The sequence below is a fragment of the Segetibacter sp. 3557_3 genome (genome assembly GCF_004354985.1).
Classification (GTDB): Bacteria; Bacteroidota; Bacteroidia; order Chitinophagales; family Chitinophagaceae; genus Segetibacter.
On sequence record NZ_SMSK01000006.1, the window covers coordinates 36,912 to 57,719 of the forward strand.

General features: G+C 45.7%; 18 protein-coding genes. 13 read left to right on the forward strand and 5 right to left on the reverse strand.

What is annotated here, in order from left to right; translation table 11 throughout:
• Positions 1–349 precede the first annotated feature (349 nt).
• Positions 350–901: a hypothetical protein gene (locus EXU57_RS11235; protein WP_133268310.1), complete on the reverse strand. Its 552-nt coding sequence runs from the start codon at positions 899–901 to the stop codon at positions 350–352.
• A gap of 126 nt (positions 902–1,027) precedes the next feature.
• Complete coding sequence (gpmI, locus tag EXU57_RS11240; RefSeq protein WP_133268311.1) at positions 1,028–2,557, reverse strand: 2,3-bisphosphoglycerate-independent phosphoglycerate mutase; 1,530 nt, start codon at positions 2,555–2,557, stop codon at positions 1,028–1,030.
• Positions 2,558–2,667: 110 nt separating this feature from the next.
• Between gpmI and EXU57_RS11245 the strand changes: the two genes are divergently transcribed.
• The 3 genes from EXU57_RS11245 (at position 2,668) to EXU57_RS11255 (ending at position 4,400) form a co-directional block, all read left to right on the forward strand.
• Entirely contained in the window at positions 2,668–3,045 is a 378-nt protein-coding gene (locus EXU57_RS11245; RefSeq protein ID WP_133268312.1) for a DUF4783 domain-containing protein, read from the forward strand.
• A 136-nt stretch (positions 3,046–3,181) separates the two neighbouring features.
• Positions 3,182–4,048: a carboxylating nicotinate-nucleotide diphosphorylase gene (gene nadC, locus EXU57_RS11250; protein WP_133268313.1), complete on the forward strand. Its 867-nt coding sequence runs from the start codon at positions 3,182–3,184 to the stop codon at positions 4,046–4,048.
• A gap of 7 nt (positions 4,049–4,055) precedes the next feature.
• Positions 4,056–4,400: a translation initiation factor gene (locus tag EXU57_RS11255; RefSeq protein ID WP_133268314.1), complete on the forward strand. Its 345-nt coding sequence runs from the start codon at positions 4,056–4,058 to the stop codon at positions 4,398–4,400.
• Positions 4,401–4,565: 165 nt separating this feature from the next.
• Here the strand turns inward: EXU57_RS11255 and EXU57_RS11260 are convergent, their stop codons facing one another.
• Positions 4,566–6,020 carry an NADP-dependent isocitrate dehydrogenase gene (locus EXU57_RS11260; protein WP_133268315.1) on the reverse strand — a complete coding sequence of 485 codons (1,455 nt, stop codon included), beginning with the start codon at positions 6,018–6,020 and terminating at the stop codon, positions 4,566–4,568.
• Positions 6,021–6,303: 283 nt separating this feature from the next.
• On the opposite strand from EXU57_RS11260, the gene apaG reads away from it, so the two are divergent.
• A complete protein-coding gene (gene apaG, locus EXU57_RS11265) occupies positions 6,304–6,690 on the forward strand; it encodes a Co2+/Mg2+ efflux protein ApaG (protein ID WP_133268316.1) in 387 nt (128 codons plus the stop codon).
• Between the two features lie 74 nt (positions 6,691–6,764).
• Here apaG and EXU57_RS11270 read toward each other — a convergent pair whose 3' ends face one another.
• Positions 6,765–7,781 carry a hypothetical protein gene (locus EXU57_RS11270; protein ID WP_133268317.1) on the reverse strand — a complete coding sequence of 339 codons (1,017 nt, stop codon included), beginning with the start codon at positions 7,779–7,781 and terminating at the stop codon, positions 6,765–6,767.
• Positions 7,782–7,855: 74 nt separating this feature from the next.
• On the opposite strand from EXU57_RS11270, the gene EXU57_RS11275 reads away from it, so the two are divergent.
• The 9 genes from EXU57_RS11275 to EXU57_RS11315 all read left to right on the forward strand — a co-directional run bounded on the left by EXU57_RS11275 (position 7,856) and on the right by EXU57_RS11315 (position 19,674).
• A complete protein-coding gene (locus tag EXU57_RS11275; protein WP_133268318.1) occupies positions 7,856–9,538 on the forward strand; it encodes an NAD+ synthase in 1,683 nt (560 codons plus the stop codon).
• Between the two features lie 253 nt (positions 9,539–9,791).
• Positions 9,792–10,211 carry a cobalamin B12-binding domain-containing protein gene (locus EXU57_RS11280; RefSeq protein ID WP_133268319.1) on the forward strand — a complete coding sequence of 140 codons (420 nt, stop codon included), beginning with the start codon at positions 9,792–9,794 and terminating at the stop codon, positions 10,209–10,211.
• A gap of 208 nt (positions 10,212–10,419) precedes the next feature.
• The gene (locus tag EXU57_RS11285) at positions 10,420–11,871 is read left to right on the forward strand and encodes a circularly permuted type 2 ATP-grasp protein (protein ID WP_133268320.1); all 1,452 of its coding nucleotides are present in this window, start codon (positions 10,420–10,422) and stop codon (positions 11,869–11,871) included.
• A 144-nt stretch (positions 11,872–12,015) separates the two neighbouring features.
• Positions 12,016–12,951 carry an alpha-E domain-containing protein gene (locus EXU57_RS11290; protein ID WP_133268321.1) on the forward strand — a complete coding sequence of 312 codons (936 nt, stop codon included), beginning with the start codon at positions 12,016–12,018 and terminating at the stop codon, positions 12,949–12,951.
• 10 nt (positions 12,952–12,961) lie between these two features.
• Positions 12,962–13,942: a transglutaminase domain-containing protein gene (locus tag EXU57_RS11295; protein ID WP_133268322.1), complete on the forward strand. Its 981-nt coding sequence runs from the start codon at positions 12,962–12,964 to the stop codon at positions 13,940–13,942.
• A 310-nt stretch (positions 13,943–14,252) separates the two neighbouring features.
• Positions 14,253–15,029 (forward strand): enoyl-CoA hydratase/isomerase family protein, encoded by a 777-nt coding sequence (locus tag EXU57_RS11300; protein ID WP_133268323.1) that lies wholly within the window; start codon positions 14,253–14,255, stop codon positions 15,027–15,029.
• 217 nt (positions 15,030–15,246) lie between these two features.
• Complete coding sequence (gene fumC, locus EXU57_RS11305) at positions 15,247–16,653, forward strand: class II fumarate hydratase (RefSeq protein ID WP_133268324.1); 1,407 nt, start codon at positions 15,247–15,249, stop codon at positions 16,651–16,653.
• Positions 16,654–16,978: 325 nt separating this feature from the next.
• A complete protein-coding gene (locus EXU57_RS11310) occupies positions 16,979–17,977 on the forward strand; it encodes a 2-hydroxyacid dehydrogenase (RefSeq protein ID WP_133268325.1) in 999 nt (332 codons plus the stop codon).
• Between the two features lie 206 nt (positions 17,978–18,183).
• Complete coding sequence (locus EXU57_RS11315; protein WP_133268326.1) at positions 18,184–19,674, forward strand: hypothetical protein; 1,491 nt, start codon at positions 18,184–18,186, stop codon at positions 19,672–19,674.
• 347 nt (positions 19,675–20,021) lie between these two features.
• Here EXU57_RS11315 and EXU57_RS11320 read toward each other — a convergent pair whose 3' ends face one another.
• Positions 20,022–20,747 (reverse strand): lipoprotein signal peptidase, encoded by a 726-nt coding sequence (locus tag EXU57_RS11320; RefSeq protein WP_243745572.1) that lies wholly within the window; start codon positions 20,745–20,747, stop codon positions 20,022–20,024.
• Between the last annotated feature and the right edge of the window lie 61 nt (positions 20,748–20,808).

Consider the following 20,808-nt stretch of genomic DNA (forward strand, 5'->3'; position numbering starts at 1 on the left):
CCTTATGATGTGATTTCCTTTTGGCTCTTATGCCCGAAGCGCTGCACAAGTCGAACAGCGAAACAGATTAAAAAGATCAGGGCCGACCCGCTTACGAACGGAGTTCCGGACTGGCAACGCACCTGGTACACCTCATTATACCTCACAGGTTACAATGGCAAAATCCGACCAAATAAGTTAGGAATGGCCTTCTTCCCCCGGGGTACGCCAAGAGGAGTTCGTACCCGTCGATGTTAGTCCCCTAATGGCGAATGGTTGGTAATCCCATTGAAGATGCGGTACACTCAGCCTTCCCGGAACTACTGCAGCTTTGATACTGGTGGTTGTCATTATGGAAACCGCATACCAGCTAGTCTTGCCAGGATCGGTGCGTAAAAGCAAAATCGTTAGCTATCCGTCGCGGAGGGGGAAATTCTATTGTGGTAAATGCAGGAGTAAGTTGGACCCTGAGTTCAAGGTAAACCACTAGCCCGTTCAGAACCGGAGGTTTTGGTAATGTATCACATGGCAATTGATCGTGGTAAAGAATCGAAAACCATCTGGTGAACCCTTGAAACGCAGGCAGTGATTTGCTTCTGCCAGAAAGCAGGTCGTTGATCCTGGTATGCAGTGCCTGCTCCTGGTGATCATACAAGCCTTTCACCTCCAGAATACCTGGCTCCAGCTCAATTATTGAATGAACATCGAAAAGATGACCATTGAGGAGGATCTCTTTATGCTTTTTATGCCAGAGCAAAGCTTTGGAGGATAGTAGAACCGTAACCAGCTCATCTTCTTCCAAAGCCATCTCCATCTGCTCCCTGATATTATGTTGTTGGCAGAGAAACAGCGCTGAAAATACAACAGGCACTACAGCCAGTACAACGAAGAGGGCACCTGTTATGTTTCTGAGTATTTTCATTGATCCTCTTCAATACCGGAAGCGCGTCAACTGAGCCTCCGGTAGTTTCTTTGAGTTGCGCGTTAGCATGCCGATTGAACGCCACTAGTAATTATACCAAATGACTTGAGACAGTGGCGAAGGTTGCTAAGGATTAATTAGCACTTCACCGGTCATCTTATTTGGTATGGGCAAATTCATCATGGTTAAGATTGTTGGAGCAACATCGCCCAACTTACCAGGTTTTAGTGATCCCCGCCATTCTTTGTCGATAACAAACAGGGGAACAGGGTTTAAGGTATGTTGGGTATTAGGCGAACCATCTTCATTAATCATGAAGTCAGCATTACCGTGATCTGCTGTAAGGAAAACCGTGTAGTTGTGTTCAAGTGCAGCATTCACAACCCGCTCAACACACTGATCAACTGTTTCGGCGGCCTTTACTGCTGCATCAAAAAAGCCTGTATGACCAACCATGTCGGTATTCGCATAATTGAGACATATAAAGTCGGGATTTTCCTTTTGGATTTCGGGGATTATGGCATCGGTAAGTTCAAAGGCACTCATTTCGGGCTGAAGATCGTAGGTGGCCACCTTTGGTGAGGGTATCATGATCCTTGTTTCGCCTTCGAAAGGCAGTTCCCTGCCACCGCTGAAGAAGAAGCTTACGTGCGGGTATTTTTCTGTTTCAGCTATGCGTATCTGTTTTTTACCGTTATTGGCAATGATCTCCCCAAGGGTATTTTGCAGGTTATCAGTATCGAAAATAATGTTCACGTGTTTGTAACTGGCGTCGTACTCCGCCATTGTGGTGTAGTTTAGTTCCAGGGTATGCATACCATAGTCCGGCATATCCGTTTGTGTAAGCACCACCGTTATTTCCCGGCATCGATCCGTTCTGAAATTATAGCAAATGACCGCATCACCATCCTTTATTGTAGCTACGGGTGTTTGATCCTGGTTAACAATTACCGTTGGCAGCAGGAACTCGTCAGTAATGTCATGGTCGTAAGATTCGCGTACAGCAGCCAGGGCGTCTGTTGCTTTCGGACCTTCACCGTTTACCAGGCAATCGTATGCCAGTTTAACCCGCTCCCATCTTTTATCGCGGTCCATGGCATAATACCTGCCGCTAACACTTGCTATACGTGCACCGGTGTTACGGCAATGTTCCTCCAGCGCTGTTAAAAAGCCCAGCCCGCTTTTCGGGTCGGTATCACGGCCATCAGTAAAGGCATGAACATAAACCTCGGATACCTGCCTGTCTGCACACAGGCTCAGAATTGCATGCAGGTGACTGGTATGACTGTGAACACCGCCATCGCTTACCAGGCCAAGCAGGTGCAAAGGTTTGTTGTTTTGTTTGGCGTAGTCGATGGTTTCGAGCAAAACCGGATTACTAAAAAAAGATCCGTCGCGAATGGCTACATTTATACGCTGCAACTCCTGGTAGACTACCCTGCCTGCACCTAGGTTAAGGTGACCTACTTCGCTGTTACCCATTTGCCCTTCCGGCAGGCCGACCGCTTCGCCGCAAGTTACGAGGGTGGTATTTGGATAGGTTGAATATAATGATGACACGAAGGGTGTTTTGGCATGTTTGATTGCATCGCTGGAGTCGACTTTACCTAGACCCCATCCATCCATGATAACAAGGATAACACGTTTATTTTCCATGGGCTAAAGCTACTGTATTTGGTGATTTGTGAGAGGAAGCATTCATATTGAATTTATAATCTGAGGTTTGGCATATTTTTCGCAAGAACATTTGCGTTCAAGAAAAAATTATGAAAACAGTTCTAATCGCTATATTCTCCTTACTTACCTTGTCGTTTGTGCGACAGGCGGATGGAGGGAATATAGTAAAGGCGCTTAAAGCAGGCGATGCAACCGAGGTAGGGTCTTATTTCGACAAATTTCTGGATATTAAATTTCCTGAAAAAGATGAAATTAAAAGTATAGGAAAAAACCAGGCTAGCATTGCGCTTAAATCCTTTTTCAGTGAAAATAACATAACCGGATTTGAACTTGCTTCTCAGCGCGAAATGGGCGGTACCATGTATATCACCGGTAAATTGCTTAATGATGCCAAGGGTTTTAATCTTACCCTCATGATGAAGAGCAAGGAGGACAAACAGCAAATTATTACGGTTCGAATTAATTAAATTCATACTTAACAAACAAAAAGCCCCGCATCGCGGGGCTTTTTGTTTGTGGTAATCTTCACAGTTTATATTTGGTTGAAGTCAAATTCTCCCGTGGCCTAATCTTGCGTGATTCAATTCTTGTAGTTTTGTCAACATGAATTTCAATGAAAGATTACAACACCTCGTGTATGAAGCATTGCAGGAAGATGCAGGTGATGGTGATCACTCAACCCTGAGCTGTATTCCTGCAGGCGCAAAAGGTAAAGCGGTATTGAAGATAAAACAGGCAGGTGTGCTTGCAGGCATAGGGGTTGCCGAACAGATTTTTCACATAGTTGATCCAGGTACCAGGTTTGTAGCTTTTAAAAAGGATGGCGAGCTCATGGACATTGGCGAAAAAGCCTTTGACGTTTATGCCGACATTCGCACGATACTTACCTGCGAGCGGCTGGTATTAAATTGTATGCAAAGGATGAGCGGGATTGCTACACTTACCCGAAAGTATGTGGACAAGCTGGCGCCGTATGGCACCCGTATTCTTGATACACGCAAGACTACCCCAAATTTCAGGTTGCTCGAAAAAGAAGCGGTAAAAATAGGCGGTGGCATAAACCACCGTTTCGGCCTCTTTGATATGATTATGCTAAAAGACAATCATATTGATTTTGCAGGCGGTATTGAACCCGCAATAAACCAGGCCTGGCAATATGTACAAACCCACAAACCGGAATTGAAGATAGAAGTAGAAACCCGCAGCATCGAGGATGTTAAAACCGTACTCAACGTGGGTGCCGGCAAAGTGTTCCGGGTTATGCTGGATAACTTTAAGCCCGAACAAATATTGGAAGCGCTGCGATTAATAAACGGACAACTTGAAACCGAGGCAAGCGGGGGAATAAACCTGGAGAATATGGAAGCTTATGCTGCAACGGGAGTTGACTATATCAGCATCGGCGCATTAATTCACCAGGCGCAAAGCCTGGATCTTAGCCTGAAAGCTGAAATAACAACAAACGAATAGGCCTGCCATGAGCAAGAAGAATAAACCAGATACCAGGGGTATTGTATTTAGTACCGATCCAAACTTTAAATACGAATCAGAAGCAAACGAACAAGAGGAGACCTTACCCCCTGCAAAGCAGAAATTAAGCATCAAGCTTGATACAAAACAGAGGGCAGGCAAGGCAGTGACGCTTGTACAAAATTTTATCGGGATCGAAGACGACCTTGAAGACCTCGGTAAAAAGCTAAAAAACCATTGCGGCACTGGCGGAAGCGTAAAAGACCGGCTCGTAATCATCCAGGGCGACCAACGTGACAAGATCTTACAGTGGCTGCTGAAAAATGGTTACAACAATACCAGGAAATTATGACCGCAGCAGCGCCGTAGTTCACCAATCCGCGACCATCCTCAACGGGTAAGTTAAGCTCCTCATAGCTATACAGTTGAATGGAGCGTCGCAAGGATGTCTCATTCCTGATCTTCTGCCGACCTCCAAATAAACCTCTTTTTGGCCGCCCCGATTACTATAAGGAGACTATTGTCCCTGTGCAAGGGAATAAGCCTTTCTTCCATCCCAAACGTTCAGCAGCTCTGTTGAACATATTTTGAATTCTGTCGCCAATCGCTTATACAGCTCTATAATATCGGTTTGCGTAACGGCAATTTCACCAATGCTTTCGAACCGACACGCATACTGATTTACGAGGTTGGTAAAAATGCTGCCTTTGGGCCATACCTGGGTTCCACGGTTGCTGATCGTTACCAATTTGAACAGGTCGGTTGTATACCTAAGGCATTTCTCCGCAACAACATTGGGTTGTTCTGCGCTTTCGATAAACATATCTACACCCACAATGGTTGCTTCGTGAATTGCCTTTTTACCCAGCATAGGGTTGCCCTCAAGTTTGAATATCGTTTGGGTCACCGGCATATCGGGCAACATAGGCTTTGGAGCATGTTGCGGGTTCTGTCCAAAGTTCCCGATGATTGCTTCAGCAAAGTCGGTGGTGTTTTTGGCTTCCTTTGATTTATCGCCAAAGTCGCCGGTACGCACGCCCTGCTCAAGTGTATAAAGCAGCGCGTTTTCAATTGTTGCTGCGCTTTGCATTAGCCCAAGGTGTCGTAACATGGTAATACCACTAAGTAACAGGGCAGTTGGGTTTGCAATGTTGCGGCCGGCAATGTCGGGGGCCGTACCATGTACTGCTTCGAAGATTGCGATATGGTCACCGATGTTTGCGGAAGGGGCAAAACCAAGACCACCAACGAGGCCTGCACAAAGGTCACTTATTATGTCGCCCTGTAAATTGGTCATGACAACTACGTCGAATTCATGTGGCCGAACAACAAGTTTCATCGCCAGATCGTCAACAATAATATCGTCGCTTTTAAGCTCAGGATACTCCTTAGCAACCTCGTAAAAGGTATCCAGGAACAATCCATCCGTAAGCTTCATGATGTTTGCCTTATGGCCGCAGGTCACTCTCGTGGCGCCTTTTTTCTTTGCCATTTCAAAAGCGTATTTGATCACCTGCAAGCTTCCCGGCCGGGTGATAAACCTGCGGCTAAGCGCAACATCCTGGGTAAGCATGTGCTCGATACCGCCATAGGTATCTTCAATATTCTCTCTAACTATAGTTATATCGATGGGTATACCGGCTTTCGAAAATACTGTGTCTACACCATGCAGGGTTTGAAATACGCGCTTATTAGCGTAGGTATTCCAGGTTTTGCGCGCAGTAACGTTTACGCTTTTTACCCCTTTACCCTTCGGCGTTTCCATTGGGCCCTTGAACAGGATACCAACCTTTTCGATGGTTTCCTGTGCTTCAGGAGTCATGCCATTACTAAAGCCCTTGTCAAACACCCACTTACCCATGTCGACAAAATCGTATTGCAGCGGTACGTTTGCTGCATTAAATATGTGCAATACTGCCTGCATAATTTCAGGTCCGATACCATCTCCGTTGGCCACTGCAATTTTTCTCATAATAGAACGTTTAAACCTATACTAAAGGCAGGCAAAGGTAGGTGTTGGCGGATTGAGACCCTAGTACCCGGCACCTTTTTTGTTAAGTACAGGTTGCCTGAAACAGCCATTTTTCCAGAAAGAACAACGGCTGATTGATCTGAAAAAGAAATGCAAAATTTAATTTTGTTTTATGTGCTTCTTCTGGCAATATTGTTAATTTTAGGTAGCGTTAATTCTAACAAACTTCACGGCTTTTCAAATTCCTTCTTTTAGCTGAATTCCTCCATCAAATGCTTTTGTTATGATATCGAAAATCTCCGATGGCGTTTTAATAAGTGTCGAAACATTTTACCAGGCCGACTATAGCAATCCGGGCAATAACGAGTTTATGTTTGCCTACCGCATCACTATCGAAAATCACAATGCTTTTACCGTGCAATTGTTGCGCAGGCACTGGCACATTTTCGACAGCAATGGTGAGTACAAAGAAGTAGAGGGCGAAGGTGTTGTTGGGCAGCAACCGGTATTGCTTCCGGGCGAACATTTTCAGTATGTAAGTGGCTGCAATCTTCGTACGGAGATGGGCAAAATGCATGGTAAGTACGTAATGGAAAACCAGAACAACAAACAAACTTTTGAAGTAAATATTCCTGCTTTTGAAATGATTGTTCCATTTAAAATGAACTAACACGCATAAATCTTCAACAAAAAAGGCTGCCCTTGTAAGGCAGCCTTTTTTATTTGTATGATTTAATGTTAAGGCTACTTTGGCTTATACTTAGCCTCATCAAAAATTTTACGGGCACCTGTTTCCATCAGCTGCTGCAGGGAGCTTTCCCCGTTTTTATCCATCCACTTTTTAACGATCTGCCAACCTACAAACTGCCCGATAAACCCAGGCGATCCAGGACCCAATACGGGAGTATTTGGAGCATCATTCATATAGTCTTTGGTAACGGCAGGGTCAGCTGAATACAGCATCTCATTTTGTAAAAAGAGTCCCCAAATCAGGGCCTCATTCTCCCGGCTTCCTTTAAGCTGCTCTTCGGTATATCCTGTTTTAAGCGTGTCGGCCGTTCCCGGTAGTAACTGGTCCAGAACATAAAGCCGTTTACCGGCTTCTACCATTTGTTCAACAAGCGGTCTCCCTCCACTATTGTTAGGAAACATATCGTCTATTACTGTTTTAATGGTGTTCACTGGTATATAAACCGGCTCAAACCTGCGTGATACATATGCCGGGTAAAGCGATTGGCCGGCTTCCGAAGCATAAAGCCCGTAGTTTTTTCCCAGGTACAATTGCAGGCCTACGCCTAACGCATCGGGGGTTATGATGTTACCATAACTGTTGATGGGCCCGATGAAGGTGATGAGTTTTGCAGGCAGCTTATACGTTGGAAAGTGGTACTTGACGTACTTTAGACCTTCTTCGATGGATTTGTTTATGCCCTCCAGATCGCGAAATACAATATCGCTGGTATCCTTTATTTCGCGGTACGAACTGATGAACGAACGAACCCCATTTTCAACCGCACTGATGCTGTCGGGTTCGGCCGGCAGCGCAAGAATATTAAAGATGAAGTCTTGTAGAAAACCAGGGTACTTTTGATTCAGCTGCTCAAGGGCAACGTTGATATTGGTGGTATCAATCGCAAAGAAGTCTTGCTCGAAGCGTTGAAGTGGCAGGTTAACCTTTATCCCCGATACATCGGGAAGGTTTCTATTTTTGCACGCCGACACACAGCAGAAAAGCAACAACAGCCACAGCAATCTTTTCATGTAACTACTTTGCGGGCAAATTACATTATGACATGAACATTGCGGTTAAATCAATCTTAATAGTAATTTAGATTATGAAAATAGTACTAGCGCAACAGAACTACCACATTGGAAATTTCGAAAGCAATACACAAAAGATCATCGACGGCATTAATGAAGCCAAGCGGCAGAAAGCCGACCTTGTTGTGTTTAGCGAGTTGTGCATCTGCGGCTATCCTCCCCGCGACTTTGTTGAGTTTAACGACTTCATCAATAAATGTTACGAAGCTATCGACCGGATAAAAGAACATGCCGACACCATTGGGGTGCTGGTGGGTTCGCCGGCAAGAAATCCAACCATCGAAGGCAAGGACCTCTTTAACGCGGCCTTCCTGCTTTACGATAAACAGGTAAAAGGTGAGGTTCACAAAACACTTCTGCCCACCTACGACATCTTTGATGAATACCGCTATTTTGAACCGGCGTATGAATGGAAGGTGCTCGAGTTTAAAGGCAAACGCCTTGCCGTTACCATTTGTGAAGACATCTGGAACCTGGGCGACAATCCGCTGTACCGTTCGGCACCCATGGATAAACTCATGGAACAAAACCCCGACCTGATGATCAACCTGAGCGCGTCGCCTTTTGATTATATCCACGAAGAAGAACGGCAGTCCATCATAAAGGCGAATGTGCTTAAGTACAAACTACCCATGTTTTATTGTAATGCCACAGGCAGCCAGACTGAGATTGTGTTTGATGGAGCTTCACTGATCTTCGATAAAAATGGAAAGCTTTGTAAGGCGCTTCCGCTGTTCGACGAGGCAATTGATGGCGTAATCCTGAATGAAGACGGAACAACAAATTGCGAAACCCCAAGTGACATAAAGCCGATATCGCAATACAAGCCAAACCCAACCGAGCTCGACTATGAGCGCAATATTTCGTTTATTCACCGCGCGCTTGTATTTGGTATACGCGACTACTTTACCAAGATGAACTTCAAGCAGGCGATCCTCGGTTCCTCCGGTGGTATCGATAGTGCAGTAACCCTCGCCCTTGCCTGTGAGGCACTGGGTAAAGATAATGTTCGCGCCATTCTTATGCCCTCGCCTTATAGCACCAGCCATTCCGTTGATGATGCCGTGAACCTCAGCAAAAAACTTCAAAACCCGTACGACATCATCCGGATAGACCAGGTTTATGAAAGCCTGCTGGGTACCTTGAAGCCTGTTTTCAACGACCTGCCTTTTAGTATTGCTGAGGAGAACCTGCAAAGCCGCACGCGCGGAAACCTCCTGATGGCGATCGCCAACAAGTTTAATTATATTCTGTTAAACACCTCTAACAAAAGCGAACTGGCTACGGGTTATGGAACCCTTTATGGCGATATGGCCGGCGGACTAGGGGTTTTGGGAGATTGCTATAAGATGCAGATCTATACGCTTGCCAAATACATCAACCGCAACGAAGAAATTATACCCGATAACATCATCACCAAACCGCCAAGCGCCGAGTTGCGACCCGACCAAAAAGATATCGACAGCCTTCCTGATTACCCGGTATTAGACCAGGTACTTTACCAATATATCGAACGTCGCCAGGGCCCAAATGAAATTAAAGCAAAGGGCTTTGATGCACAGCTGGTAGATCGGATCATCAAACTGGTGAATACAAATGAATACAAAAGAAACCAGTTTTGCCCGATCATTCGCATCAGTCCCAAGGCATTTGGCGTAGGCCGAAGAATGCCCATTGTTGGCAAATACCTGAGTTAATTAGGGTAACGGCCGCCCTGGTTTTGCACATTAGTCCGGCCCCATCATGGCTGAACCTGGTATGAAATGTCAATAATGAAAATCATTTTGCAACTATAACTTTGGCTCCTGCGCGGGTAATGTTTTTTTATGGACCCGGCATAAGTTCATCTATGAAGCTGTCGTTGCGTCGCACTCTTGTACCAACGGTTAACCCGCAGCAATGCTCCAATAAGCAAGAGTTTTGTAACCGGAAGTAAACACATAAGCGATCATGCAAAAAGAAAGTAAGCGGCGGTTAAGGGTTCTTGTAGCAAAGGTCGGACTCGACGGTCACGACCGGGGGGCTAAAGTGATCGCCACGGCTTTACGCGACGCGGGCATGGAGGTGATCTATACCGGTCTTCGGCAGACGCCGGAAATGGTTGTACAGGCAGCTTTACAGGAAGATGTTGATGCAATTGGCATTAGCATACTCAGCGGCGCCCATATGACTGTATTTCCTAAAGTAATTGCGTTGATGAAAGACCGGAACATGAACGATGTATTGTTAACCGGTGGTGGTATCATCCCTGAAGAAGACATGAAAGCACTGCAGGCTATGGGGGTTGGCAAACTTTTTCCCCCGGGCACTCCTACTACTGAGATTGCAGGTTACATAAATGACTGGGTTGCAACGCACCGCCATTTTTAAATAATTTCTGCTAAAACAGCTCTTCCAGCCGGAACCGGTCTAATTTTCTCACTTATTTTAGAGCTAATCAGCCATTTTATAGCAGACAAGTTCCCGATAAACATATTAAGATTTTTCATATCGATGTAAGTGTCTCTTTGTTTGCCTTCATTTCTGTATTTTTAACCGGATTGGATTCCCTTTTTATTGTTTTGTATATTCAATTATTATGAAGGAGCACTCTTTATTACAATCCTACCAGGATCAACCGGAAGTTTGGGATGAAATGTTTGGCTCCAATGGGGTGCGATCGCAGTATCGGAATTTTGTATCTGCGATTGAAAACCTGCCCGAGCTGGAGATGACCCATAAAGATGAAATGGCCAAGAAGCTGTTCATGAGCCAGGGCATCACCTTTACGGTGTACAGCAGCGGAGAGGGTATCGAAAAGATTTTTCCTTTTGACGTTATTCCCCGGATAATAACAAAAGACGAATGGGACGAAATCGAAGCAGGTATAAAGCAGCGGCTCCGGGCATTGAATGTATTTCTAAAAGACATCTATCATCTCCAGTTTATTATTAAGGACGGGATTATCCCTGCGCGACTCATTTATACTTGTCCCTACTTCTTAAGGGAAATGGTTAACGTAGATGTGCCATTTGACATATATACCCATATTGCGGGGGTGGACCTGATTAGGGATGGCGACGGAAAGTTCTATGTGTTGGAAGATAACCTGCGAACGCCATCAGGGGTATCATATATGCTCGAGAACCGGAGTATCACTTACCGGATCTTTCCCGATCTCATACCAAAAAACAATGTCCGTTCAGTAAAAGAATACCCTGATCTACTGTTTAGAAATTTACAGGCAGTCGCCAACCGGCAAATCAGCGATCCAACAGTCGTACTGCTAACCCCGGGTATTTATAATTCTGCCTATTTCGAACATACCACCCTCGCCCGGCTAATGGGTATCGAGCTGGTTGAAGGCAAAGACCTGATTGTAGACAACCATCATGTTTACATGAAAACAACCCGAGGGCTCAAACAAGTTGATGTGATTTACCGGCGGGTAGACGACGAGTTTATTGATCCATTGGTGTTCAGACCCGATAGTATGCTTGGCGTACCAGGGATTTACTGGGCTTATCGCAAGGGCAATGTTGCTTTGGTAAACGCTCCCGGAAATGGTGTGGCCGACGACAAGGCCATCTATGCCTACGTGCCGGATATGATCCGGTATTACCTGAATGAAGAGCCTATACTCAAGAACGTTCCGACCTACCAGATGGATAACCTTGACAGCCGCCAGCATGTATTTGAGAACATGAACCGGATGGTTATCAAAAGAACAAATGAGTCGGGCGGTTATGGTATGTTGATGGGTAATAGTGCCAGCGAAGAGGAAATGGAGAAGTTCAAAGCAGCGATAATTGCGGATCCCAGGGGCTTTATTGCACAGCCAATAATCAGCCTTTCTTCAACACCATGTTATATCAATGGGGTATTACAACCGAGAAGGGTTGACCTCAGACCTTTTGCGCTCTATGGACCCGATGGAATAGACATCGTTCCGGGTGGTTTAACGAGGGTGGCCCTAAGGGAAGGGTCACTGGTGGTGAATTCGTCACAGGGCGGTGGCAGTAAAGACACCTGGGTACTCAATGGTGGTTAATAGCCTTTACTAGCGAACTGGCAATACATCAGGGGGAGAACAGTTCTTGCTTGTTCACGCCGGACGATACGATTGGTTCATCTAAAACATAGCGGGGGAGTAAAGGTACTCAGGCGCTAAATCACTTAAACCTAAACGATATAGATGTTAAGCCGTGTTGCAGAAACTATTTACTGGCAGGCCAGGTATATGGAACGTACCAGTAGCATGCTACAGGTATTGCGAACCAATTACATTGCCTCCCAGGACCAGGTACATAACTTTCCCTGGCGACCTATCATCTTACAATATGGCCAGCTTACAAACGATGAAGGGAAGGCTATTGAAAATGACTCGCGGCAGGTGCTGGAGTACCTGATATTCGATAAGAGCAATATCGGTTCTGCATATAACAATATTGTACAGGCCCGTGAAAATGCCAGGTCCATACAGGACCACATCACCAAAGAGGTTTGGCAGTGCCTAAACGACTTTTACCATTTTATTAAGGAACCGTATGTTGAGCAGGAAGTTAAGTTTGGTGACCCCCTCTCGGCCATCGATGAGATGATTAAAAAATGCCTGCTCTATACCGGAACGGTCGATAATACCATGACCAGGGATGAAGGCTTCACCTTTATGAATATTGGTAAACTGCTGGAAAGGTCTATACAGATAACTGATGTTTTAAGAATTAAGCTTACCGACCTTAAACAGGAGGCAAATAACCCGGGAGGTGCCCCGGGATTGCGTTACCTGCTTTATTCACTGTACGGATTTGAGATCTTTCTGAAAACCTACAAGGGCAAGTTTAATGCGCAGAGTGTATTGCACCTGTTGTTGTACAACACCGATTTTCCGCATTCCGTGTTGTACAGCCTCGACAGGCTGTATCGCCTCTTCGAAAGGCTTAAGCCGGAAAGCTTGCCGGAGAATTATGAGCAACTCGATTTCCTTATCGGCAAAACGATAAACAGCATCAAGTACACCCATATCAACACAGATAATCCCTTATCGCTGGGTGAGTTCTTATTTAAAGCCAGGACCGACCTTGTAGAGATCGCTGGTTCCTTTAGCAAATTCTATTTTGGTAAAACCTAATTGAGGCACTATGGCATCCTATAAAATCATCCATGTTACCCGTTACACCTATGCATCAACCGTAATCGACTGTACAAACCAGGTGATGCTTTACCCCATCGTTGATACAAACCTGGAGGTTAAGAAACACGAGGTTAAGATTTCCCATAATCCTGTAATCGAAACCTTTGTTGATTACTTTGGCAACTATATCGGTGTTTTTTCGGTTATTAAGCCACATACCGAATTGCTTATTGAGTCAATCGCAGACGTAGAGACGAAACCCGTGCAACCGCCCATTGATGGTATACCGGCTGCCGAACAATGGCAGCACCTTTACGATTTGAAAGATCATGTTTTGTATATGGACTTCCTGACCAAACAGCCTTTTCCGTCAGAAGAAGAGGTTCGGGGCGAACTAAACTCCCTCATCGATTATTCAAAATCGCCATTGCAAAACGGACAGGCTCTGTCGAGCTATGTTTACAACAACTTCAATTATCAGAAAGGGGTCACAAACGTGGAGACGCCCACGGAAGAAGTGTGGCGACTAAAGGCCGGGGTATGTCAGGACTTTGCGCACATCCTGCTGGTGTTTTTAAGAATGTATGATATTCCGGCACGGTACATCAGTGGTTACATCTGTCCGAAAGATAAAGAGATGCGGGGCGAAGGGGCGACACACGCGTGGGTTGAAGCGCACATCCCAGGCTACGGCTGGCTTGGACTTGACCCAACAAATAACTGTATTGTAAATGACCGCCATGTTAGGCTTGCAGTGGGCAGAAACTTTTATGATTGCACCCCTGTGAAAGGTACTTATAAGGGTTCCGGCGAACACACCCTTGAAGTGTCTGTAGAGATCACGAATGGGAATGTTAGGCGTTCGGAAGAAAGGCCTACCCTGCCAGTGTTTAACTACCAGGCCAAGAATCCGGGCGAACCAATTAACTCCTATCGCCACTATCTTGAAGTACAACAAAAACAACAACAGCAACAACAGCAGCAATAACAGCTGAGTTGCGTGTTTTAGCCGCCATTATACCGGCTGACAAATTAATCGAAACTAAACTTACTCCCAACAGGCAGGTTTGCAGGTGGAACCTTATTGCCACACAGGTATGCTATGTCTGCCGGGTAGTGCAGCCATGCCGCACCAATCGTTCCATAACCTTCGGCTTTAGCTTATCAAAATGCATGGCGGTAAGTTGAATTACCCTCCGAATCCATTTGCTCATACTTACCCGGCATAAACTGATCGGAATCCTCCTGTTATCAAAAAGGCATTAACCATACCTTTGAATGGATTAAACCAATGCCGTATGTACGAAACGCTTTTGACCTCGTTAAAAGAAAACATCCTTACGATCACCATCAACCGACCAACAAAACTTAATGCAGTAAACCGGCAGGTCATGCACGAGCTGGGCCTTGTTGTTGAAGAGGTTTATAACGACCCCTCCGTACGATCTGTATTGTTAACTGGTGCCGGTGATAAAGCGTTTGTTGCAGGTGCTGATATCAGCGAGTTTATGGGATTGTCTGTAGAAGATGGCAAAGCGGTAGCAAGAACCGGGCAGGAACTTTTCATGAAAATTGAACGATCCCCTAAACCCATTGTAGCTGCAGTTAATGGTTTTGCACTGGGGGGTGGTTGTGAATTAGCGATGGCCTGCCATTTTCGTGTAGCAAGTGAAAATGCACGTTTCGGACAACCCGAGGTAAACCTTGGCCTGATACCCGGTTATGGCGGAACACAACGCCTGGTACAACTGATTGGAAAAGGCCGGGCCCTGGAAATGATGCTTACCGGCAATATGATCACGGCAGGTGTCGCACTCCAATATGGACTGGTAAATGCCGTTGTAAAATCAGAGGAGCTTATCGCTAATGCACGGGCGTTGTTGGTTACCATCAACTCGAAGGCACCACGTGCATTAAGCATGTGCATAGAGGCAGCAAACGCAGTTTTTGATGAGTCAAGCAACGGCTACGAAGCTGAACTTAATAGTTTTGGGGCCTGTTTTGGAACAAAAGATATGCAGGAGGGTACCGCAGCTTTCCTCGAAAAACGCAAGCCGCTATTTACCGGCAACTAAACATCAGCATATTCCACTAACGATCTTATCCAACGCGACAAACTGGGTTGTGCCTGCAGATAGAAGGACGTCCATATACGTCATTTAAGGCAGGCAGCTTATATCTTTTAAGGCGGCCAGTAGTCACCTTCACCATTGGCCGTATACATTTGAGTCCTTTAAAACGTAGTGTGAAAACTTACCTTTGCGCTCTAAATACATCACTAAATAAACCGAAATGGAATACCGTATAGAAAAAGATACGATGGGTGAAGTAAATGTACCCGCCGATGTGTACTGGGGAGCCCAGACTCAGCGTAGTATAGAAAACTTTAAAATAGCACAGGACACCAACCGTATGCCCCGCGAAATTATCCGGGCCTTTGCCTACCTGAAAAAGGCTGCGGCAATTACAAATTTCGAGGCCGGAGTTCTGCCCAAAGAAAAATCTGATTTGATCGGCCAGGTCTGTGATGAAATTTTATCGGGCAAGCTGGATGACCAATTCCCTCTTGTGGTTTGGCAAACAGGCAGTGGTACACAAAGCAATATGAACGTAAATGAAGTGGTTGCTTACCGAGGTCACGTTTTAAAGGGCGGTCAACTTACTGACAAAGAAAAATTCCTGCACCCAAATGACGACGTAAATAAGTCGCAGTCGTCCAACGATACGTTTCCTACAGCGATGCACATTGCTGCATACAAAACGCTAACAGAAGTCACCATTCCCGGCATCGAAAAACTTCGCGATACCCTTGCTGCAAAAAGTAAAGAGCATATGCAGGTGGTTAAAATTGGGCGTACCCACTTTATGGATGCCACACCCCTGACGCTGGGGCAGGAGATCAGTGGTTACGTAAGTCAATTGAACCATGGGTTAAAAGCAATCAAAAATACCCTGGAGCACCTTAGCGAGCTTGCACTCGGTGGAACAGCAGTTGGTACGGGTATTAACACCCCTCCAAACTATTCGGAGAATGTGGCCCGTCACATAGCTTCACTTACAGCGCTTCCATTTGTTACTGCCGAAAACAAATTTGAGGCACTTGCGGCGCATGATGCAATCGTAGAGGCACATGGTGCCTTAAAAACGGTTGCAGCAAGCCTGATGAAAATTGCAAATGATATCAGGATGTTGTCAAGTGGCCCTCGCAGCGGTATTGGTGAATTGTTTATACCCGACAATGAGCCCGGCTCCTCGATAATGCCCGGCAAAGTCAATCCAACCCAGTCGGAAGCACTAACCATGATTGCCGCACAGGTGATGGGCAATGATGTTGCGATAAACATCGGCGGCTCCCTTGGTCATTTTGAACTGAATGTATTTAAGCCTTTGATGATCTATAATTTCCTGCACAGTGCGCGGCTTATTGGTGAAGGTTGCGTGAGCTTCAACGACAAATGTGCTGCCGGCCTGGAGCCAATCCCGGCAAATATCAAAACCCATGTTGACAATAGTCTCATGCTGGTAACCGCACTCAATACAAAAATTGGTTATTATAAAGCGGCTGAAATCGCTCAAAAAGCACACAAAGAAGGTACCACCTTAAAAGAAATGGCAGTGAAACTTGGTTACCTCACGGAAGGGGAATTCGACGAGGCTGTAATACCAGCCAACATGGTTGGCGATCTATCAAAAGCATAATGTAATATCCGGAACATGCCGTTTAGTTAAGCAGTAAATTCTTCTTGTTGCCTCAACATTCACCGGGTGAAGCTTCACAGGTGAGGTTCCCACAACAATAAACGGATGCTTAACTAAACGACATTGGCCTACGATGGCTTGGTGCAAGCTGCAGGAGGGAGGGGCACCCGATCCCGGTGCTTGCAGAATCATGGCAACGGCATACCCTGGATAACAGATATCTTCCAGGTTTAATGCCATTTACTGGTTTACCCGAAACCATTCCGCAAAACGGCTACAATTAACAATACGCTCGCCAACTAAAGGCGGCGAGAACTACAACACTATGAAAATTGCATTCTTCTCCACCCAACCTTATGATAAACTGTTTTTCCAGGCACACAATGCCACTTTCGATATGGAACTTCAGTTTTTTACGGAACCATTGTCAGCTGAAACAACCGGCCTCGCGCAGGGGTCTGATGCCGTATGTGTATTCGTAAATGACAAACTCAACGCAGCAGTTATCGAAAAACTATCTGCAATCGGAATCAGGGTGATCGCCCTTCGATGTGCAGGGTTCAACAATGTGGACCTTGTTGCGGCAAAGCAGATGGGCCTACGCGTTTGCAGGGTGCCGTCTTATTCACCCGAGGCGGTTGCGGAACATGCGGTAGCGATGATCTTAACCCTTAACAGGAAAACGCATAAGGCTTACAACCGGGTACGGGAACAAAACTTTTCGATCGACGGTTTACTGGGCTTTGATATTCGTGGTAAAACGGTTGGTGTTATCGGAACAGGAAACATCGGACGGAGTTTCTGTAAGATTATGACAGGTTTCGGGGCAGAGGTAATTGCTTTTGACCTTATCGCAAGCCGCGACGTTGAGGCACTCGGGGTAAAATATCTTCCATTAGTAGACATCCTCGACCAGGCCGACATCATTTCGTTGCACTGCCCCTTAAACGAGCAAACCCGGCACATCATTAACGATGAAACAATCAGCATGATGAAGGACGGGGTAATGATCATCAATACAAGCCGGGGTGGCCTTGTTGATACCAGGGCGGCCATAAAGGCCTTAAAAACAAAAAAGATCGGCTACCTGGGGATCGATGTTTACGAGCAGGAAGAAAAGCTGTTTTTTCACGACCTGTCGACAAACATCATAGATGATGATGTTATCAGCAGGCTTATGAGCTTCCCAAATGTACTGGTAACCGCTCACCAGGGATTTTTCACCCGCGAGGCGCTGGATGAGATAGCAGCGACTACCTTACAAAATGTTCAAAATTTATTGCTGTCGAACAATTTAGTCGCGCAATCTACGTTACTCGCTTAATAACCGGTTATTAATCCAACATTCCGGCATCACAATGCCGTATTTTCTTCTGCGCTATTGCCATCTGCACACAACCTTAACAGTTGATAAAATTGAGGGCTGTTAATCGGCTGGTCAGCGATTTTTTTGAAGTCGGGCAGCGCAAGGCATCTTAGAAAACTCTAAGCGGTAGGATTTGTTTCATTAAAAAACTTTTTCTTTGTTCCATGAAAGTTATCAAGCATTTTACCCTGGTATTGGCGACCGTCCTGTTGTTTTGGGCATGCCAGAAGGAGTATAGTTTAGAAGGCTCCGGCGCCAATGGTGTAGCAACGGGAAGCTTAAAAGATACCTCAAATAATTGCCTTCCGATTACGGTATTTGGCACCTACCTGCAAGACTCTACATTAACAGACAGCAATTATGTATTGGTTCAGGCAAACATCACCAATCCCGGATCATACGTAATCTTTACCGATGTTGTAAATGGCATCTCATTCAGAGATTCAGGCTTTATCCCAACAACCGGTCTTCAGACATTTAAATTAAAGGGGCGTGGAAAGCCGGTGCTCACGGGTCCAAATGACTACACCTTAAGCTTTGGTACAAGCCTGTGTTCGTTTAGTGTAGTTACGGGCGTTTCAGGTTCAGCAGCCAACTTTACACTTGGCACAACAGCAGGCGCCTGCACGCAAGCAAACGTACAAGGCACTTACCAGATTGGCAGCCCTTTGTCAACGAATAATAGGGTAGTTATAAATCTAACCGTAACTACACCCGGCACATACAGTATCACTACAACAACAGCCGGCGGTATGTCGTTCAGGGCGACAGGTACATTTGTTACTACCGGACCGCAAACAGTGACTCTTCAGGGTACCGGTACCCCTACAACAGCAGGAAACAACACCATTACCTTAACCGCCGGAGGAAGCAGCTGTACATTCAATGTAAACGTTACCCAGGCCGGTCCTGCTGCAGCTTTCGCGCTTGGTACTGCCGGTAATTGCTCCAGCACAGTTGCTCAGGGCACCTACGCAACGGGTACAGCCTTAACGCCCGCAAACCGCGCAGATGTTTCGGTTAACGTAACCACACCAGGAACTTATCAGATTAGCTCTACTCCTGTTTCAGGCATTACTTTCACGGGGAGCGGTGTATTCACAACAACAGGTGTACAAACAGTAACCTTAACTGCATCAGGAACACCAACAACGGCTGGTCCGGCTACGATAGCCCTCACAGGTGGCGGAACAACCTGTTCTTTCATTGTTAACGTAACTGCCGGTTCAGGCGGCGGCAATATCAACCAGTCTGACAGCGCATGGTCTTTCAACCAGGGAACTACCTTTTTCAGGGGAAAAATTGATACTGCGTTCACCGCAACGATACCTGGACTGGGTTTCGCGCTGGTACTTTTCGGGCCGTCAACAAACGTACCTGGCGACACGTTGGAAATTGATATATTATTCCCAGGCACCTCTATACAGCCTGGAACTTATCCAACCGTTAGCAGCAGTATATTCAATTTTTACAGCGCTGCAGGAGACATCTACGCAGCGGATCCACAAACTACGGGTGTAGTAACAAACGTGGTTGTCACCAGCTATGCACCCCTGACAAGGATTATAGAGGGTACCTTTAGCGGAACAGCTAAAAATGCTACTGGTGCCAATGTTCCAATTACAAACGGGAAGTTTAGGGCTGTGGTTAATTAGAACCTCAGCATGAATAAGAAAGGGTTGTTATCGCAGAACGGTGACAACCCTTTTTATTATCGGTAGCCGGTGTTGGGTGTGGAGGTATTGAGGTATTGGGTATTGAGGTATCGGGTATTGAGGTATTAAGGTGCTGGGTAAACAGGTAGTGGTAAAAGGCGGATAAAAAAGCGATGTTAGGTTGATGTGAAACGCACTAGCTATGGGCGGTATTGACCAACCCACTCTGCCATTAACATTAAGCAGGAGTTCGTTGAAAAGTAGCAGTATATAAGCGGTTCGACGATCTTATGATAAGCGGAAGAATGGCTTAACCCAGTTTCAAATTAGTAGAATTGAGTATGGGGCTACTGCACCTGAACATTGTCGTCGACAGGAGCGTTTGTTTCAACCGTGGTATGGCGTTCTTCGGTTTGCTTGTTGAAAAAGCGATTTTGAAAAATCAGGATCGTAATTACGCCGATCGAAATGCAGGCATCTGCGATGTTAAACACAGGTCGGAAAAATTCAAAATCTTCCCCGCCCCAAAACGGAAACCATTCAGGATAGCGGGCGTTGGAAACGATTGGAAAATACAACATGTCTACTACCTTGCCGTGCAGAAAACCAGCATATCCCTGCCCCACAGGAACTACTTTGGCCACATTTTGAATGTAAGGATCACTCTCCTGGAATATCAAACCATAGAACATACTATCTATAAGATTGCCCAATGCTCCTGCATAAATCAGGGAAGCGCAAAGAATGAACCCGCGGTGGTACTGTTTGCGTATGAAATTCCGGATAATGAACGTACCCGCAATAACCGCCACCAGCCTAAATAGCGTCAGAACAACCTTACCCCACTCGCCGCCCCACTTCCAGCCCCAGGCCATTCCCTCATTTTCTACAAAGTGAAGACGGAACCAGCTCTGACCAAAGACGCGGATTTCTTCCCCAAGATAATAGTGCGTCTTGATGTACAACTTAACAGCCTGGTCAATAAACAGCAGGACAAGTACGAACAGGACAATCTTTACTGGTTTAACAGGCTTTGCACCAATAAAACCGTCATTAGAAGTAGCGTTTACCAAGTTTAAAAATTTAAAATTCAAAGATATGGATGTGTGAGGGTTCCAGAATTAAGTAATCCCA

Coding starts and splice junctions, on each gene's coding strand:
- EXU57_RS11270 (WP_133268317.1), bottom strand. CDS start 7,781: ATGAAAAGATTGCTGTGGCTGTTGTTGCTTTTCTGCTGTGTGTCGGCG.
- EXU57_RS11310 (WP_133268325.1), top strand. CDS start 16,979: ATGAAAATTGCATTCTTCTCCACCCAACCTTATGATAAACTGTTTTTC.
- EXU57_RS11260 (WP_133268315.1), bottom strand. CDS start 6,020: ATGAGAAAAATTGCAGTGGCCAACGGAGATGGTATCGGACCTGAAATT.
- EXU57_RS11315 (WP_133268326.1), top strand. CDS start 18,184: ATGAAAGTTATCAAGCATTTTACCCTGGTATTGGCGACCGTCCTGTTG.
- EXU57_RS11280 (WP_133268319.1), top strand. CDS start 9,792: ATGCAAAAAGAAAGTAAGCGGCGGTTAAGGGTTCTTGTAGCAAAGGTC.
- gpmI (WP_133268311.1), bottom strand. CDS start 2,557: ATGGAAAATAAACGTGTTATCCTTGTTATCATGGATGGATGGGGTCTA.
- EXU57_RS11275 (WP_133268318.1), top strand. CDS start 7,856: ATGAAAATAGTACTAGCGCAACAGAACTACCACATTGGAAATTTCGAA.
- EXU57_RS11255 (WP_133268314.1), top strand. CDS start 4,056: ATGAGCAAGAAGAATAAACCAGATACCAGGGGTATTGTATTTAGTACC.
- nadC (WP_133268313.1), top strand. CDS start 3,182: ATGAATTTCAATGAAAGATTACAACACCTCGTGTATGAAGCATTGCAG.
- EXU57_RS11245 (WP_133268312.1), top strand. CDS start 2,668: ATGAAAACAGTTCTAATCGCTATATTCTCCTTACTTACCTTGTCGTTT.
- EXU57_RS11285 (WP_133268320.1), top strand. CDS start 10,420: ATGAAGGAGCACTCTTTATTACAATCCTACCAGGATCAACCGGAAGTT.
- EXU57_RS11235 (WP_133268310.1), bottom strand. CDS start 901: ATGAAAATACTCAGAAACATAACAGGTGCCCTCTTCGTTGTACTGGCT.
- EXU57_RS11295 (WP_133268322.1), top strand. CDS start 12,962: ATGGCATCCTATAAAATCATCCATGTTACCCGTTACACCTATGCATCA.
- EXU57_RS11290 (WP_133268321.1), top strand. CDS start 12,016: ATGTTAAGCCGTGTTGCAGAAACTATTTACTGGCAGGCCAGGTATATG.
- apaG (WP_133268316.1), top strand. CDS start 6,304: ATGATATCGAAAATCTCCGATGGCGTTTTAATAAGTGTCGAAACATTT.
- fumC (WP_133268324.1), top strand. CDS start 15,247: ATGGAATACCGTATAGAAAAAGATACGATGGGTGAAGTAAATGTACCC.
- EXU57_RS11300 (WP_133268323.1), top strand. CDS start 14,253: ATGTACGAAACGCTTTTGACCTCGTTAAAAGAAAACATCCTTACGATC.